The following is a 16,816-nucleotide window of genomic DNA, read 5'->3' as shown; positions in this document are numbered from 1 at the left end:
AGGCTCTCCGGTATGGCCGACGCACCGTACAAGCTGATCCTGCTCCGCCATGGCGAGAGCGAGTGGAACGCCAAGAACCTGTTCACCGGGTGGGTGGACGTCAACCTCACGGACAAGGGTGAGAAGGAGGCGGTCCGCGGCGGCGAGCTGCTCAAGGACGCCGGCCTGCTCCCCGATGTGCTGCACACCTCCGTGCAGAAGCGCGCCATCCGCACCGCGCAGCTCGCGCTGGAGTCCGCCGACCGCCTGTGGATCCCGGTACGCCGCTCCTGGCGGCTGAACGAGCGCCACTACGGTGCGCTCCAGGGCAAGGACAAGGCCCAGGTCCGCGACGAGTTCGGCGAGGAGCAGTTCATGCTCTGGCGCCGCTCCTACGACACCCCGCCGCCGGTCCTGGAGGACGGTGCCGAGTTCTCGCAGAGCGGCGACCCGCGCTACGCGGCGCTGCCCAGCGAGCTGCGGCCGCGCACCGAGTGCCTCAAGGACGTCGTCGAGCGGATGCTGCCGTACTGGTTCGACGGCATCATCCCGGACCTGATCGACGGCCACACCGTCCTGGTCGCCGCGCACGGCAACTCGCTGCGCGCCCTGGTCAAGCACCTGGACGGGATCTCCGACGAGGACATCGCCGGCCTCAACATCCCCACCGGCATCCCGCTCGTCTACGACCTGGACGCCGACTTCGCACCGGTCGCCAAGGGCGGCACCTACCTCGACCCGGAGGCCGCCAAGGCCGCCATCGAAGCGGTGAAGAACCAGGGCAAGAAGTAACACCAGAGCACGAGTAAGCCCCCTGCCTGCGGTCTTCCCGCGAGCAGGGGGCTTCGCTCTGGAGGCGGGCCGTTTGTGGGCCGCCTCAGTTGTGGACCACCGATGTGGACACCGACTGCGCCGACGCCAGAGCCTCAGCTGCGAAGGCGCACAAACGCCGACAAGGTATCGGCGATTTCACCAACCTCGAGCTTGCTCTGAGCGACTGCGAGGACGAAGGCTTCTGCCCTGTCCTCGTCCAGCGGCTCGACAAGCTCGTACCCGTTGAGGTCCAGGAAGACGATGGCCGTCGCCCAGCCGGTGCGCTTGTTGCCGTCGATCAGACTGTGGTTGCCGGCGACGGAATGGAGAAGGGCGGCAGCCTTCTCGAACACGTCCGGGTACGCATCCTGGCCGAAGGCGCTGGAGCGGGGCCGCTGCACGGCAGAGGACAGCAGCCCCCACTCCCGAATCCCCGGTCGACCACCGAGCGTGATTTCGGCGATGGAGAGGACATCCTCTTCGTCGAGGTACTCGGTGATGAGAGGGCTCCGAGCTACTTGGTGGCCAGCCGCTTATTGAGACCAGCGGAGATCCTGGCCGTCCGCAGAGCGGCGGCACGTACCTTCCGGCGACGCAGTTCGGCGAGAACGGTGTCGTGTGCGAGGGACTTCATGCTGGTGCCCTCCTGGGCCGCAGCCTCGCGGACTTGAGCCATCTCTTCTTCGCTGAACGTCACGTTCAGTGCGGGCATGATGCCTCCTCCCTCCGCCTTTGGTACCCATCCCGGTACCAGATTACCAGGGCACTCTGACGCCAGAGACGGCATGCAGGCCGTGTCCCGGCCTCCCGGATGCGACCACGCTTCGGGCCCCGGACGATGGGGGCGGGGAATGGTCGATGCGGGAGGTGCGCTATGGCGGGACTTGTTCGCAAGAGCTTCGACGCGCCGGACGAGGTCCGGCCCTTCGAGGGTGGTACGGGGCAGCTGGAGGTCGTCAACCTGGCCGGGGGAGAGGTGGGCCGGGGGACGTTCCAGCCGGGCTGGCAGTGGTCCAAGCACGTCAAGCCGATCGCCGGGACGGAGAGCTGCCAGGCGGCGCACGCCGGGTACATCGTCTCGGGGCGGATGAAGATCGTGATGGACGACGGCGAAGAGGTCGAGATCGGGCCCGGTGACGCCCTGGACTGCCCGCCCGGGCACGACGCCTGGGTCGTCGGTCCAGAACCCTGCGTCCTCGTCGACTGGCAGGGCTTCTCGGGGTACGCAAAGCGCTGACCCGCGCCCCGATGCCCGAAGGCGCCCGGTCGGCCCCGGTCCGGCGGGCGCGGGCGTCCGGCCGTTTCCCGCATACGCTCATAACATGACGAGCCACCCCGTTCCGGTGCTGACGCAGCGGCTGCTGCCCGGCGAACTGACCGCGGGCGGCCCGCCGGACCAGCGGCGGGTGCGGCGCAGTGCCCGCGACTGGGTCGTCGACGTCCTGCTGTTCGGCTGGGCGGTGCTGTGCTGGGCGCTGCTCTTCCAGCAGGCCGAGGCCAAGGAGTACCTGCCCGGCTGGCTGGTGGCGATCGACCCGCCGTTGGGTGCGCTGGCCTGCCTGTCGCTGTGGCTGCGGCGCCGGTGGCCGCTGGGCGTGGCGCTGGCGGCGGTGCCCGCCGCGGCGCTGACCGACACCGTCGTCGGCGCGCTCGCCGTCATCATCTTCAATCTGGCGCTGCGTGTCCCGCCCCGCACGGCGGCGCTGGTGCTGCTGCTGCACCTGGCGGCGACGCTTCCCTACGTGCTGCTCTACGGGGTGCCGCACGAGGAGCGCTGGACGGTCGCCGCGTTCGTCCTCGTCTTCTATCTGCTCTTCTTCACCTGGGGCAGTGCGACCCGGGCCCGGCGCCAGCTCGTGCTCAAGCTGCGCGAGGACGCGGTGCGCGCCCAGGCGGACCATACGCGGCGGCTGGCGGACGTGCGGCGGGCCGAGCGCCGGGCGATCGCGCGGGAGATGCACGACGTGCTGGCGCACCGCGTCTCGCTGCTGTCCGTGCACGCGGGCGCGCTGGCCTACCGGACGCAGCGCACGGCCGCGGGCGAGGGCCCCGCGCTTGACGACGCGGAGATCGCCGAGAGCGCCACCGTCATCCGCGACAACGCGCACCAGGCGCTGGAGGAGCTGCGCGACGTGCTGCACGTGCTGCGCGAGGACGAGGAGGACGACGCCCCCGGCGTCCCCGTCGACGCGACCGGGACGCCGGGGGCGTCCGACGGTGCCCGGCCGCAGCCGGACCTGACGCGGCTGGACGAACTGGTCGACGAGGCGCGGGCCGCGGGCCAGACCGTACGGCTGGAGCTGGCACTGCCCGAGCGGGCCGACGGCGAGGGCGGCTATCCGCTCCGCCCGCAACTCCAGCGCACCGCCTACCGGGCCGTCCAGGAAGGGCTCACCAACGCGCGCAAGCACGCGCCGGGCCGGCCGGTGGAGGTGCGGGTGGCGGGTGAAGTGGAGCAGGGGCTGACCGTCCGGGTCAGCAACCCGCTGCCGGCCGGCAGCGCCCCGGGGCGCACCGGCTCCCCGATCCCCGGCGCCGGTGCCGGGCTGACGGGGCTGCGGGAGCGGCTGGAGATCGAGGGCGGCACCCTCGCCTACGGCCCCGAGGACGGCATGTTCACGCTGACCGTCCGGCTGCCGTGGCCGCCTCCGGAGCCCGGATACGACGCGGGGCCCTGACCGGCGCGAACCGGCCAGGGCCCCGGGCGTGCTCGGCGTGCTGACCGTCGCGTGCCCCGCGCCCTGCGCCTCGCGGGGCACGGGTGCGCGACGGCGGACGGTCAGCCGCAGGAACCCCCGCACTGGCAGGGGCCGCCCGACTGGCAGCCGCAGCCGCAGCCGGCACCGCACCCGCACGCCCCCAGCAGGGGCAGGTGCCGGGCTTCCCGTGGTGCGGTCGGCGGCTGCTGGTCGGCCGTGGTCCGGAGCGGTTCGGTGGAGTCAGCCATCGTGCCCTCCTCGGCAGGGACAGTCATGGACAGGACATGACCGTCCCCATTGCAGGCCGCGGCGGCACGGGCGCATCAAGGGCGCGCGGGTGCACGCCGCCCGGCGGCGGCCGTCGCTTGCCGGGGTCCGCGCCGGAGAGCGGGAGCTACCGGCCCTCGCTCGCCGCGGTCTCCTCTCCCGCGTCGCCCGCGCCACCCGCGGTGCCACCCGCGGCGGCCTCCGCGGCGGCCGCCGGGTCGATCTCGTCCGCGTAGTCGCCGGTCACCAGGTAGACGACCCGGCGGGCCACCGACACGGCGTGGTCGGCGAACCGCTCGTAGTAGCGGCCCAGCAGCGTGACGTCCACGGCGGTCTCGATGCCGTGCTTCCAGCGGTCGTCCATCAGGTGCTGGAAGAGGGTGCGGTGCAGCAGGTCCATGGCGTCGTCGTCCTGCTCGAGCTGCATCGCCAGGTCGACGTCCTTGGTGACGATCACCTCGGCCGCCTTCGCCATCAGCCGCTGTGCGAGCTGCCCCATCTCCAGCAGGGTCGCCTGGAGGTCCTGGGGGACGGCCGACTCGGGGAAGCGCAGCCGGGCGACCTTCGCCACGTGCTGCGCCAGGTCACCCGAACGTTCCAGGTCGGCGCTCATCCGCAGCGAGGTGACGACGATCCGCAGATCGGTGGCGACCGGCTGCTGCCGGGCCAGCAGCTGTATCGCCCTGGTCTCCAGGTCGCGCTGGATGTCGTCGACCTTCTCGTCGGCGGCGATGACGCTCTCGGCGAGCTTGAGGTCCGCGTCCAGCATCGCCGTGGTGGCGCGCCCGACCGCGGAGCCGACGAGCCGGGCCATCTCGACCAGGCTGTCCCCGATCGAGTCCAGCTCCTCGTGGTACGCGTCCCGCATGGCTGTCCTTCCCTCGTACGAATGTTCTTCCGGGGCACACGGCCCCGGCCTCTCTCACGGGGTCGCTCGGGCCCCTACGCTCCCACGGTGCGCCCGAAATGCGACCGGTGCGGCCCTCCACGGTGAACCGGAGGCGCCGTGCGGGTAAACACTGGGCGACAGCTCTTTCGGCGGTGCCGTCCAGGGCTGGGGCACTCTCGCGAGAGGCGCATAACCTGGGTGTATGGACGTTAATGCGGCTGTCGCCGCGGCAGCAGCGATCGCCGGGGTCTGTACCGGTGTGATCGCGATGCTGGCGTTCCGGTGGAGCGAGCGGGAGCAGGCCCGCCCCACCCGCACCTCCCTGCACACCGAGCCGGGGCTGCCCCCGGGTGTCGACACCGTGCTGTCGGTGCTCCGCTCCTCGGCCGTGGTGCTGGACGAGAGCGACGCCGTCGTCAAGGCCAGCTCCGCCGCCTACGCGCTGGGTCTGGTGCGCGGCGGCAAGCTCGCCGTGGAGCCCATGCTCCAGATGGCCAGGGACACCAGACGGGACGGCGAGATACGGCAGGTCGAGCTGGATCTGCCCCGGCGCGGCACGGGACGGGGTGATGCCCTCGCGGTCTCCGCACGGGTCGCCCCACTCGGCTCCCGGCTGGTCCTCCTGCTGGTGGAGGACCTGACGGAGGCCCGCAGGATCGAGGCGGTGCGGCGCGACTTCGTCGCCAACGTCAGCCACGAACTCAAGACCCCGGTCGGCGCGCTCTCGCTGCTCTCGGAGGCGGTGCTGGACGCCTCCGACGACCCGGAGGCGGTGCAGCGCTTCGCCGGGCGGATGCAGAACGAGGCGACCCGGCTGACCAACCTCGTCCAGGAGCTCATCGACCTCTCCCGGGTGCAGAACGACGACCCGCTCGAGGACTCCGAGTCCGTCCGGGTGGACGAACTGGTGACCGAGGCCATCGAGCGCAGCCGGCACAGCGCCGACAGCAAGCAGATCACCCTCCTCGCGGGCGGCACCGAGAGCCTGCACGTGTGGGGCAACCGCGGTCAGCTCGCCGCGGCGCTCGGCAACCTCGTGGAGAACGCCGTCAACTACTCGCCGGCCCGCACCCGCGTCAAGGTCGCGGGCCGCCTCGCCCAGGCCCCGGGCGGCGATCTGATTGAGATCGCCGTCACCGACCAGGGCATCGGCATCTCCGAACGCGACAGGGAACGCATCTTCGAGCGCTTCTACCGCGTCGACCCGGCCAGGTCCCGGGCCACCGGAGGCACCGGACTGGGCCTGTCCATCGTCAAGCACGTGGCCGCCTCGCACGGCGGGGAGGTCACCGTGTGGAGTGCCGAGGGACAGGGCTCCACCTTCACCCTGCGGCTGCCCGAGGCGGGCAGCGCGCGGGAGCAGGCCGCACTCGACAAGGCCGACCGGCTCGGCCGGAACCGCCTGTCGGGCGCACTGCAGGAACCGGCCGCCTTCGAGGACGAGGAGCGGCCGTATGTCGATCAGGCTGATGAACAACTTTCCGCCCCGGAGGTCCTCCCGTGACCCGAGTGCTCGTCGTCGAGGACGAGGAATCGTTCAGCGACGCACTGTCGTACATGCTCCGTAAGGAAGGCTTCGAGGTCGCGGTCGCGGCCACGGGTCCCGACGGGCTCGATGAGTTCGAACGCAATGGCGCCGACCTGGTGCTGCTCGACCTGATGCTGCCGGGGCTGCCCGGCACCGAGGTCTGCCGGCAGCTGCGGGGGCGCTCCAACGTTCCCGTGATCATGGTGACGGCCAAGGACAGCGAGATCGACAAGGTGGTCGGCCTGGAGATAGGCGCCGACGACTACGTCACCAAACCGTTCTCCTCGCGCGAGCTGGTGGCCCGCGTGCGCGCCGTGCTGCGCCGCCGCGGCGAGCCGGAGCAGGAGGTCGCGCCCGCGGCGCTGGAGGCGGGCCCGGTCCGGATGGACGTGGAGCGGCACGTGGTCACCGTCGGCGGCGGCAAGGTCGACCTGCCGCTCAAGGAGTTCGACCTGCTGGAGATGCTGCTGCGGAACGCGGGGCGGGTGCTCACCCGGATGCAGCTCATCGACCGGGTCTGGGGCGCGGACTACGTGGGCGACACCAAGACCCTCGACGTGCACGTCAAGCGCCTCCGCGCCAAGATCGAACCCGACCCGGGGGCGCCGCGTTACCTGGTGACGGTGCGCGGCCTCGGCTACAAGTTCGAGCCGTAAGCCGACCTGCCCGGCCGCCTGCCCCACCGCACCCCTCGCGGGTCGCGGTCGAGGGGCTTCCGGGGGCGGCCCCGCCCCGGCGGAGTCCGGGCGGTGCCGGGAACCTGCGTACGGCGAGGGGCCGCACCCGTGGTGGGTACGGCCCCTCGCCGTACGTGTGTGCGGGGCGGTCGCCCGAGGGACGGCCGCCGACCGCCGCGCTCAGTGGCCGGAGGACGCGCCGCCCTGCTCGGTGCCCGGCGAGCTGCTCGGGGACGTCGCGCCCTCGCCCGCGCCCTGCTCGTCGGCCGAGGCGCCGGTCGAGGCGTCGTCGGAGGGGCTCTGCGCACCGTCCTGGCCGGGGGACGCGGAGGAACCCGGCTGGGGCGCGCTGTCGCTCGGCGAGGAGCTCGGGCCGACCGTCTCGAAGGCGTGCTTGGCGGGCAGCACGGTCGCCCGCAGCTTGACCGCGCCGGTCCGGCTCAGGTCGAACGTGACCGGCTGCGCGTTGCCGTCCTTGACACCAGCCGCCTCGACGTCCTGGAGCAGCGCGGAGGCGTTGCCCTTGCCGCCCAGCGCCAGCGAGCCGCCGGCCGGTACGACGAGCTTCTTCTCGCCCTTGGCGGGGCTCAGTTCGGCGCGTGCCCCGTCGACGCGGATGCCCTTGAGGGTCTGGTCCCGGTCACCGTCGTTGAAGATCCGCGCCGTGACCGTCGCCTCGCCCGAACCCTTGGTGTCGGTGACGATGTTGGCGTTCTGGACCTTGATGACCCCGACGTGCGTCGCCGCGTTGTCGGGCTTGACCTCCAGCGTCTGCGCGTCGTTCCCGGCGCCGCAGGCGGTCAGCGAGACGGCGGCGAGCGCGAGGGTGGTGGCGGCGAGGGCGCCGCGACGAAGGCTGCTGCTCACGGCGGCGGCAACTCCTTGGCGAGCTATGGCGGCGGCACGCTCCAGAGCGCGTGCCGGTCGCGTACGGATGGGGCTTTCGCGTGCGCGCTCAGGTTACCGACAGCCCGCTGACGCCCCGCACCCGACCCTCCGACCCGGCCCTCCGACCCGGCCCTCCGACCCGGCCCTCCGACCCGGCCCGGGGATCCGGCCCGGGGACCCGGCGCTCCGACCCCGGCACCGGCTCCGCGGGGCCGGGCCCGGCCTTCTGTGCCGGGGCAGCCGGACCGGGGCAGCCGGACCGGGTCGGAGGGTCGGGTGCCGGCCCGGCCCGGGAGCGGCGGGGGCGCGCGGCAGTCCCGTGCGCCGTCGAATAGCTCCGGCCGCGGTGCGGGCGACCTCCGTACGGGGGATTCCAGCAGAATGCGAGAGCCCGATGAAGAATTGATCAACGGGCTCTTGCAGGGTCATTGATCAATTCCCGGAAAGCGGGAAGGGCGGCGCGAAGATGCTACTCCCTACAGTCGGACAAATCGGGCACTATGGACGTGTCGCCGTGTACTTCCCCGGGTCCCCGGCGACTGTTTCCGCGGGTGTGCAGAACCGCTCCCACCTGCGAATACCGGCTTGCATTGGTTGGTCGATGCACGATAGAGGGCCGCTTGTCAAGCCCCGAGATGCGCCCTGACCTGCGAAAACGCCATTCAGAAGACGTCGCCGCCGTGTTACCCTGGATAGCCACGGAAGGGGTACCTGACACATGACGTTCAAGGTTGGCGACACCGTGGTCTATCCCCATCACGGGGCCGCGCTGATCGAGGCTATCGAAACTCGCCAGATCAAAGGCGTGGACAAGACCTACTTGGTTCTGAAGGTTGCGCAGGGCGATTTGACCGTTCGTGTCCCGGCGGACAATGCGGAGTTCGTAGGCGTGCGCGACGTCGTTGGTTCGGACGGGCTGGACAGGGTCTTCGAGGTGCTCCGCGCGCCGTACGCCGAGGAGCCGACCAACTGGTCCCGCCGCTACAAGGCGAATCTCGAGAAGCTCGCGTCCGGCGACGTGATCAAGGTGGCGGAGGTCGTGCGTGACCTGTGGCGCCGTGAGCGGGAGCGCGGCCTGTCCGCCGGTGAGAAGCGGATGCTGGCCAAGGCCCGGCAGATCCTGGTGAGCGAGCTGGCGCTGGCGGAGAACACGAACGAGGACAAAGCCGAGGCGTTGCTCGACGAGGTTCTCGCTTCCTGACATTCGAACTGCCCCACGATGCCGCGGTGCCCGGATGACATCAGTCGTCGCCGGGCGCTGCGGCATGTTCGGCGGCATATCCGGGCAGCTGCGGCCGCGGCCCCCGGAACCGCCTCCCGGTGGTGCCGCCGCAGGCGTGCACGCGGCCGAACGGGCCGCGTGCCGGGCCCGGGCGCCCGACTCGACCGCTGGTCACGGAAAGGGCTCGATCGAGTGGCTGCGCCCGGCACTCCCGCCAACCCAGGGCATCGACCCTGGCCTGGGGGTACTCCCAGGCCATACCCACCCCGGCTGAGGACACAAACCCTGAACGCGCTACCGATGTCAATCGATTCCACGGACTTCGCTCCTTCCGGCGATCAGCAACCTTCGGATGACTCCGGACCCCGCACAGCCGTCGTCATCCCCGCGGCGGGCAAGGGCGTACGGCTCGGCCCCGGAACCCCCAAAGCGCTGCGCGAACTGGGCGGTACGCCGATGCTCGTGCACGCCGTCCGGGCGACGGCGCGGGCGCGCGCCGTCGACCTGGTCGTCGTGGTGGCCCCACCGGACGGCGCACCAGCCGTCCGCACCCTGCTCGACGAACACGGGCTCCCCGGAGTCGTCGTCGTACCCGGCGGCGGAACCCGCCAGGACTCCGTACGCCTCGGACTCGCGGCGCTCCCCGACACCGTCGAGACAGTGCTGGTGCACGACGCGGCCCGGCCGCTGGTGCCGGACGAGACGGTGGACGCCGTCGCGCGAGCCGTCCGCGCCGGCGCACCCGCCGTCGTGCCCGCGCTCCCCGTCACCGACACCGTCAAACAGGTCGAGCCCCGCCCCGGCGCCGAGCCGGAACCCGTCACCGGCACCGTCGACCGCAGCCTGCTGCGAGCCGTGCAGACCCCGCAGGGCTTCGCCCGCACGGTGCTCGCCGAAGCGCACACCCGGCTGACGGCCGAAGGAGACGGCGCCACCGACGACGCGGGCATGGTCGAACGCCTCGGCGTCGAGGTGGTCGTCGTACCCGGCCACGAGGAGGCGTTCAAGGTCACCCGCCCTCTCGACCTGGTACTCGCGGAGGCCGTACTGGCCAGAAGGAGGGCGCACGATGCGTTCTGAGGACGCCGAGGACACTTCCGAGGACGCCGAGGACATCCAGGGCCCCGCCGGACCAGTGCCGGCCCCCGCCCTCCCGCTGGTCGGCATCGGCACCGATGTGCACGCCTTCGAAGAGGGCCGCGAGCTGTGGTGCGGCGGGCTGCGGTGGGAAGGCGAGCGGTACGGCCTCGCCGGGCACTCCGACGGCGACGTGGCCGCGCACGCGGCGTGCGACGCGCTGTTCTCCGCCGCCGGGCTCGGCGACCTCGGCGCCCACTTCGGCACCGACCGACCCGAATGGTCCGGCGCCTCCGGCACCGCACTGCTGTCCGAGACGGCGCGTATCGTACGCGCGGCCGGCTACGACATCGGCAACGTGGCCGTCCAGGTCATCGGAGTCCGGCCGAAGATCGGCAAGCGGCGGGCGGAGGCGGTGCGGGCGCTGACCGACGCGGTCGGTGCGCCCGTCTCGCTCTCCGGCACCACCACCGACGGGCTCGGGCTGACCGGTCGCGGCGAAGGGGTGGCGGCCGTTGCCACTGCGCTGGTCGTCCGCCGCGGCTGAGTGGTTCCCCCCCCGCTGGGTGCCCCCATTTGTTGTTCGCCTTTGTGCGGCGCCGTTGTCGGGGGCTTCGCCCCCTAGGACCCCCAGCCGCAGTGGTGTGAGCCCTTGCGGACCCTGCTCCGGGTCTTTTCTTCGGCCCGTCGGGTGCGGGAGGAGTCCTGATGCCGTCCGTCACAGCCCAACAGTGTTCCCGCAGTCCCCTGGCGGTTGCCGGATGGGGAGAGACCGAGCCCAGCGGCCCGCGCCCGGTGGTGAGCGGGACGTGGGTCCGACGCGTACACCTCGTGGCCGGCCGGATGTGAGATACCGTCCCGGCAGGCAGGGCCGTCCGCGGCCCCGGCGCGCCCGCGGCGCCCGGCAGGCCCGCGTCCCGCATCGTGAATGAGGAAGGGAGCCGTTCCCGTGGCCCAGCAGGTGCTCTCCGAGGAACTGAAGAAGGTACTCGACGGAAAGGTCTTCGTCGCCGTCGCCACCATCCAGCCCGACGGCAGCCCCCAGGTGTCGCCGGTGTGGGTGAAGCGCGACGGCGAGGACCTGCTCATCTCCACCACCGTGGACCGCCGCAAGACCCGCAACATGCGGCGCGACCCGCGGGTGACCGTTCTGGTGCACCCGGCCGAGGCGCCCTACACCTACGCCGAACTGCGCGGCACGGCCTCCCTCACCACCGAGGGCGGGCAGGAGCTGATCGACGAGCTGGCCCACAAGTACGTCGGCAAGAGCTACGCCGAGTTCAACCCGGCCTCCGACCAGGACGCCGAGCGGGTCGTGGTCCGGGTCGGCGTCGACAAGGTCGTCGGCCGCCTCTGAGCCGGCCGCCCCGGTCGCCCGTGCCCGACGGCCGGGGCCGGACGCCGGGCGTCCGGCCCGGGGCATCCGCTCCGGTCCGGGCACGGCGCGGCCCGGTGGGCTACTACCCTGGGCATCGTGACTCTTCGCCTGTACGACACCAGCGCCCGGCAGATCCGCGACTTCAGCCCGCTCGAACCCGGCTGCGTCTCGATCTACCTGTGCGGTGCCACCGTGCAGGCGCCGCCGCACATCGGGCATGTCCGCTCCGGACTGAACTTCGACATCATGCGCCGCTGGTTCGCCCACCGCGGCTACGACGTCACGTTCATCCGCAACGTCACCGACATCGACGACAAGATCATCGCCAAGTCCGCCGAGCAGGGCCGCCCCTGGTGGGCGATCGGCTACGAGAACGAGCGCGCCTTCGACGCCGCCTACCAGGCGCTCGGCTGCCTGCCGCCGACCAACGAACCCCGCGCCACCGGCCACATCCCCGAGATGGTCGAGATGATGCAGGTCCTGATCGACCGCGGGCACGCCTACGCCGCCGACGGCAACGTCTACTTCGACGTCCGCTCCTTCGGCGACTACCTCGCCCTCTCCAACCAGGAGCTGGACAATCTGCTCCAGCCCGCGGGCGAGGGCGAGACCGGCAAACGCGACCCGCGCGACTTCGCCATGTGGAAGGCCGCCAAGCCCGGCGAGCCCTGCTGGGAGACCCCCTTCGGGCCCGGCCGCCCCGGCTGGCACCTGGAGTGCTCCGCGATGGCGCACAAGTACCTCGGCCGGGTCTTCGACATCCACGGCGGCGGCGTCGACCTGGTCTTCCCGCACCACGAGAACGAGATCGCCCAGTCCCGCGCCTTCGGCGACGACTTCGCCCGCTACTGGGCCCACAATGCCTGGGTCACCATGAGCGGCGAGAAGATGAGCAAGTCGCTGGGCAACTCGGTGCTCGTCAGCGAGATGGTCAAGCAGTGGCGCCCCCTCGTCCTGCGCTACTACCTGGGCACCCCGCACTACCGCTCGACCATCGAGTACAGCGCCGAGTCGCTGCGCGAGGCGGAGTCGGCGCTCGGCCGCATCGAAGGCTTCCTGCAGCGCGGGGTCGAACTCGTCGGCGAGGTGGCGCCCGCTGCCGAGGTACCCGAGGCGTTCGCCGCGGCCATGGACGACGACTTCGCCGTGCCGCAGGCCCTCGCGGTCGTCCACACCACGGTCCGGCAGGGCAACGCCGCACTGGCCGACGGGGACACCACCGCCGTGGCGACGGCCGTCGCCGAGGTCCGGGCCATGCTCGGGGTGCTGGGCATGGACCCGCTCGCCGCCGAGTGGTCCGGCGTGGCCTCCGGCGCCGGTGCCCGGCTCGACTCCGTGGTCGACTCGCTGGTCGGCCTGGTGCTGGAGCAGCGGCAGGCGGCGCGGGCCCGGAAGGACTACGCGACCGCGGACGCCATCCGCGACGAGCTCAAGCGCGCCGGGCTCGCTGTCGAGGACACCCCCACCGGACCCCGCTGGGAGCTCGCCGGGGAGTGACCCGGGCCCCGGGGGCGCCTGCCGCCTGCCTCTCCGGGCCCGGCGGAAGGCCCGGCTTCCCGAAGGGGGCCCGCCTCCGGAAGGGGGCCCGCCTCCGGAAGAGGCGCGGCGGGCCTCCGGCCCGCTCCCCGGAACGGGGCGCGGGCCACGGGGCGGAAACCGGTACCGTGGTAAGGCCGTACGTACATCCGACCGCTCGGCGAGCGCTGCGTACGTCCGGCCCTGCGGCCGACCGCCCACGGCCGGCCGCTCCACGAACGACGACAGGCCCGACGGGCCAGGACAGACCCGCGACCGGGTCGACGACAGGCCCCGAAGGCCGCGGACAGCAAGGTAGGTGCCCACATGCCCGGGAAGAAGAAGGGGCCGCAGATCGGCAGCGGCGGCAATCGCCGCCGCGGTCTGGCGGGCAAGGGCCCGACGCCGCCCGCCGAGATGCGCAAGGGCCACGCCAAGCAGCGCGCCGCGCAGGCGAAGGCCCGCCGCTCCCAGGGCCGTCCGCAGCGCGGCAGCAAGGGCACCTCGGAGCTGGTCGTGGGCCGCAACTCCGTCATGGAGGCCCTCCGCGAGGGTGTCCCCGCGAACGCGCTGTACGTGCAGCAGTTCATCGACAACGACGAGCGGGTCCGCGAGGCGGTCCGCGTGGCGGGCGAACGCGGCGGCATCCGCCTGGTCGAGGCCCCCCGGCCGGAACTGGACCGGATGACCAATGGCCTCAACCACCAGGGCGTCGTCCTTCAGGTACCGCCGTACGAGTACGCGCACCCCGAGGACCTGGCAGCCGCGGCCTTCGACCGCGGCGAGGACCCGCTGATCGTCGCCCTGGACGGGGTCACCGACCCGCGGAACCTGGGCGCCGTCGTCCGCTCCGCCTCCGCGTTCGGCGGGCACGGCGTGGTCGTTCCGGAGCGCCGCGCGGCCGGGATGACGGCCGGTGCCTGGAAGACGTCCGCCGGGACGGCGGCGCGCACGCCGGTCGCGCGCGCCACCAACCTCACCCGTGCGCTGGAGGGGTACCAGAAGGCGGGACTGACGGTGATCGGGCTCGCGGCGGACGGCGAACTGGAACTCGGCGACGTCGCCGCGCTCGACGGACCGCTCGTGGTCGTCGTCGGCAGCGAGGGCAAGGGTCTGTCGCGGCTGGTCGGCGAGACCTGCGACGTGCGGGTGCGGATTCCGATGCCGGGCGGGGCCGAGTCGCTGAACGCGGGCGTCGCGGCGGGCGTCGTACTCTACGAGGCGGCACGGCGCCGCGCCTGACGCCGAGCGACTCCTGACGCCGAGCGACTCCTGACACCGAGCGGACGGCTTCCGCGTGCTTCGGCAGTACCTTGCTGTCGCGCGCGGCGGCGTTCCGTGCGTAGGGCGGTCGAAGTGGCCCGCCGCACCGCGGGGGCCGCACCCTGGGCGGTCCGGGCCGCTCCTCGGGGCGCACTCCGGTGCCTCCTCGGTTCACCACTCCGATGATCTCTTGACGGACCTCGGACAGATCGAGACGGTCAAGGCAGTGTCCTAACCGTCCGTCACTCGGTTAGATGAGTGTGGACACCAGAACACCCCGCGCACCCGGCGCTTCGGGCCGCGGCTCCGGGCACAGCCCAGCGGGAAGCCCACGCGGTTTCTTCGACGACGAACCGGTGCTGAGCACGGTCAAGGTCCCGTCCGACCCCGCCGAGGTGGTCGTCAACCACGCGAGCTTCCGCGTGCGGCTCGGCGGGACGGCCGCGCCGCCCACCGCGGCCATGCCGTACGCACCGTCCGCCGCCTCGGCGGTGCACGCCCGGGGCGCGCTGTCGCCCGCGGCCACCGCCACGGTGCCGACGTCGCCGACCTGGCCGCTGTCGCAGCCCGGACCCGCGGACGGACGCGGGGCGCCGGCGTTCGAGGACACCGGGCCCGTGCCGGTCACCGCGGGCGGCAGCCCCGCGGGCACCCGCCGCCCCGGGGCCGGACGCCGCACACCCGTGGTGTGGAGCGGCGGCCCCGAGCCCGACGACACGGGTGCGACGAAGCTCATCCAGGCCGCCCGCACGGCGGGCCTGGTCGGCTTCGAGGGCGGCACCGCCGAGTCCGATCCCACCGCGACCCAGACGCTGCCCCGCGTCAAGGGCCCCGGTACCGCGGGTCCGGGCCGCACCGGCAACGGCCCGGCCACCGTGGTCGGCCCGCCGCGCGGACCCCAGCCCTCCGAGAGCGGCGGCCCGCTCCCGCCGCGCGAACACCGCACCGAACCCCTGCTGAAGGGCGTACGCCCGGCCCGCAGCGCGTTCGACGAGGACACCGGCGAGTTCGAGGCGGCCGGATCGGAAACCGGCGAACTGCCGGCCGTCACCCACCGTGGCGGCGACCTCCACCCCGGCGGTCCCGGCGGCCCCCGCTACGGGGACGACACGTACCCGGACGACGCCTACGCGGACGACGAGGACGAGCACAGCCAGGGCGACACCGGGGCCCGACGCCGCCGTGACACCGTCCGGCACGCGTACTACCCGGGCCGCCGGATGAACCTGGGCGTCGTCCTGCTGCCGCTGCGGCTCTTCCTGGGCTTCATCACGGTCTACGCCGGGATGGGCAAGCTGTGCGACCCCGTCTACTTCGACGGCGGCGAACGCGGCTCCATGGTCACCTGGCTGCGCTCCCTCGACCCGTGGACCATCGCCACCCCGCTACGGGACTTCGCTCTCGCGCACCCCGTCGGCGCCGGCCTCACGGTCGCCTTCCTCCAGGTCATCGTCGGCGTACTGACCATGTTCGGACTCTGGCAGCGGGTCGCCGCCGGGATCGGAGCCCTGCTCTCCGTCGCCCTGCTGATGACGGTCAGCTGGAGCAGCGTCCCCGCCTACGAGGCGCCGGACATCATCTACCTCGCCGCCTGGAGCCCCCTGATCATCGCGGGCGCCCCCGTCTTCTCCCTCGACGGCCGGCTGGCGAGCGAGGCCTGGCGCAAGCTCGGCCCCCGCGTCGAACTGCGCGATCTGCGGCGGCGCGTACTGCGCCGCGGCACCGTCATCGCCACCGTCGTCGTCGGCCTCGCACTGCTCGTCGGCTCCCTGTTGGGCAGCGCCGTCCGCACCTCGCAGCCCGCCTCCGGGCCCGGACGCGGTGACCTGCCAACCAACCGGCTGCCGGGCTCCCCCATGCCGCAGGAGCCGGGCCGCTCCAGCTCCGGCCAGGCCACCCAGGGCCCGTCCGGTGCCGACGGGCGGGACGGCGACAAGGACAGTCGGGACAAGGACGGCAGCCCCTCGACGGAGGAGACCAGCCCGGGCGAGCAGCGGGCCACCACCGGCCCCGAGTCCACCCCCAGCCAGGGCCGCACCCAGGGCGCCGACCAGGGCAGCGGACAGGGCGCCGCCACCCCCGGCCAGCAGCAGGGCACCACGGCACCGCCGGCCCAGCAGCAGCCCGCCCCGCAGCAGCCGCAGGCCAACCCCGGCGGCAACGGCGGCTCCAGCTCCGGCGGCTCCAGCGACTCCTCCGGCACGGGCGCCTCGTCGTCCGGCTCCGGCAGCGGATCCTCGTCCGGCGGCAGCGGCGGCCGCCGCGGCGCACTGGGCGGACTGCTCGGGCACTGATCGGGCACTGCTCGGGCACTGATCCGCGGCGGCGGACGGGCCCCGGTGGCCGTTCCGGTCCCGTGGCCGGGGCGCCGCCGAGGCGGCCACGGGCGTGCGAAGCCGGGTGGGGTTGTCGATCCTCGGAGATCGACAACCCCACCCGGCTTCGGGTCTCCGGACGTCGACCGGCTCTGACCGGACCTGCCCCGGTACCCGGGAACTCGGGTGCTGGGGTGCTCGTGCAGGGCTCGGCTTCGCTCCTCGCGCGCGGGCCGGCAGCCGCCGGAGCCCCGAAGGGGCGTGCCGGAGAGGCGCGGCAGGCGCGGCGGCCCGGCAGGGACGACA

Annotated in this window: 16 protein-coding genes; 12 read left to right on the top strand and 4 right to left on the bottom strand. The window is 72.9% G+C overall.

The features are described 5' to 3' along the window. The first annotated feature begins 12 nt into the window (after window positions 1-12). Complete coding sequence (locus ACFYMO_RS28160; protein ID WP_388549856.1) at window positions 13-771, top strand: phosphoglyceromutase; 759 nt, start codon at window positions 13-15, stop codon at window positions 769-771. A gap of 134 nt (window positions 772-905) precedes the next feature. Here the strand turns inward: ACFYMO_RS28160 and ACFYMO_RS28155 are convergent, their stop codons facing one another. Next, window positions 906-1,292, bottom strand: a complete 387-nt coding sequence (locus tag ACFYMO_RS28155) for a type II toxin-antitoxin system death-on-curing family toxin (RefSeq protein WP_388550022.1) — start codon at window positions 1,290-1,292, stop codon at window positions 906-908. A 14-nt stretch (window positions 1,293-1,306) separates the two neighbouring features. Continuing rightward, window positions 1,307-1,504 (bottom strand): hypothetical protein, encoded by a 198-nt coding sequence (locus ACFYMO_RS28150; RefSeq protein ID WP_366771874.1) that lies wholly within the window; start codon window positions 1,502-1,504, stop codon window positions 1,307-1,309. A gap of 162 nt (window positions 1,505-1,666) precedes the next feature. Between ACFYMO_RS28150 and ACFYMO_RS28145 the strand changes: the two genes are divergently transcribed. Together ACFYMO_RS28145 and ACFYMO_RS28140 are read left to right on the top strand one after the other, a co-directional pair. Further along, window positions 1,667-2,029: a cupin domain-containing protein gene (locus tag ACFYMO_RS28145; protein WP_366771875.1), complete on the top strand. Its 363-nt coding sequence runs from the start codon at window positions 1,667-1,669 to the stop codon at window positions 2,027-2,029. Between the two features lie 85 nt (window positions 2,030-2,114). After that, a complete protein-coding gene (locus ACFYMO_RS28140; RefSeq protein ID WP_388549851.1) occupies window positions 2,115-3,470 on the top strand; it encodes a sensor histidine kinase in 1,356 nt (451 codons plus the stop codon). Between the two features lie 415 nt (window positions 3,471-3,885). On the opposite strand, the gene phoU is transcribed toward ACFYMO_RS28140, so the two are convergent. Then, on the bottom strand, window positions 3,886-4,626 hold the full coding sequence (gene phoU, locus ACFYMO_RS28135; protein WP_366771877.1) for a phosphate signaling complex protein PhoU: 741 nt from the start codon (window positions 4,624-4,626) through the stop codon (window positions 3,886-3,888). Window positions 4,627-4,849: 223 nt separating this feature from the next. Here phoU and ACFYMO_RS28130 point away from each other — a divergent pair, with 223 nt between their 5' ends. Then, complete coding sequence (locus ACFYMO_RS28130; protein ID WP_366771878.1) at window positions 4,850-6,151, top strand: ATP-binding protein; 1,302 nt, start codon at window positions 4,850-4,852, stop codon at window positions 6,149-6,151. Beyond that, the gene (locus ACFYMO_RS28125) at window positions 6,148-6,831 is read left to right on the top strand and encodes a response regulator transcription factor (protein WP_019355196.1); all 684 of its coding nucleotides are present in this window, start codon (window positions 6,148-6,150) and stop codon (window positions 6,829-6,831) included. The genes ACFYMO_RS28130 and ACFYMO_RS28125 overlap by 4 nt, the downstream gene beginning before the upstream one ends. A gap of 201 nt (window positions 6,832-7,032) precedes the next feature. Here the strand turns inward: ACFYMO_RS28125 and ACFYMO_RS28120 are convergent, their stop codons facing one another. Beyond that, the gene (locus tag ACFYMO_RS28120) at window positions 7,033-7,719 is read right to left on the bottom strand and encodes a DUF461 domain-containing protein (protein ID WP_366771879.1); all 687 of its coding nucleotides are present in this window, start codon (window positions 7,717-7,719) and stop codon (window positions 7,033-7,035) included. A 739-nt stretch (window positions 7,720-8,458) separates the two neighbouring features. Here ACFYMO_RS28120 and ACFYMO_RS28115 point away from each other — a divergent pair. The 7 genes from ACFYMO_RS28115 (at window position 8,459) to ACFYMO_RS28085 (ending at window position 16,489) form a co-directional block, all read left to right on the top strand. Continuing rightward, complete coding sequence (locus ACFYMO_RS28115) at window positions 8,459-8,941, top strand: CarD family transcriptional regulator (protein WP_016472332.1); 483 nt, start codon at window positions 8,459-8,461, stop codon at window positions 8,939-8,941. Window positions 8,942-9,262: 321 nt separating this feature from the next. After that, window positions 9,263-10,042, top strand: coding sequence for a 2-C-methyl-D-erythritol 4-phosphate cytidylyltransferase (gene ispD, locus ACFYMO_RS28110; protein WP_366771880.1), 780 nt, complete (start codon window positions 9,263-9,265; stop codon window positions 10,040-10,042). After that, on the top strand, window positions 10,032-10,586 hold the full coding sequence (gene ispF / locus ACFYMO_RS28105) for a 2-C-methyl-D-erythritol 2,4-cyclodiphosphate synthase (RefSeq protein ID WP_366771881.1): 555 nt from the start codon (window positions 10,032-10,034) through the stop codon (window positions 10,584-10,586). Before ispD ends, ispF begins: the two co-directional genes overlap by 11 nt. A gap of 402 nt (window positions 10,587-10,988) precedes the next feature. Beyond that, a complete protein-coding gene (locus ACFYMO_RS28100) occupies window positions 10,989-11,396 on the top strand; it encodes a PPOX class F420-dependent oxidoreductase (protein ID WP_019355192.1) in 408 nt (135 codons plus the stop codon). Window positions 11,397-11,513: 117 nt separating this feature from the next. Next, on the top strand, window positions 11,514-12,914 hold the full coding sequence (gene cysS / locus ACFYMO_RS28095) for a cysteine--tRNA ligase (RefSeq protein WP_388549843.1): 1,401 nt from the start codon (window positions 11,514-11,516) through the stop codon (window positions 12,912-12,914). A 345-nt stretch (window positions 12,915-13,259) separates the two neighbouring features. After that, complete coding sequence (gene rlmB / locus ACFYMO_RS28090; RefSeq protein WP_366771883.1) at window positions 13,260-14,174, top strand: 23S rRNA (guanosine(2251)-2'-O)-methyltransferase RlmB; 915 nt, start codon at window positions 13,260-13,262, stop codon at window positions 14,172-14,174. 275 nt (window positions 14,175-14,449) lie between these two features. Continuing rightward, on the top strand, window positions 14,450-16,489 hold the full coding sequence (locus ACFYMO_RS28085; RefSeq protein WP_366771884.1) for a DoxX family membrane protein: 2,040 nt from the start codon (window positions 14,450-14,452) through the stop codon (window positions 16,487-16,489). Window positions 16,490-16,816 lie beyond the last annotated feature (327 nt).

It is taken from the genome of Streptomyces sp. NPDC007025, from assembly GCF_042869455.1.
Classification (GTDB): Bacteria; Actinomycetota; Actinomycetes; order Streptomycetales; family Streptomycetaceae; genus Streptomyces.
The sequence above is the reverse complement of the archived record's forward strand: the minus strand, read 5'-3'. Positions and strand labels throughout refer to the sequence as shown.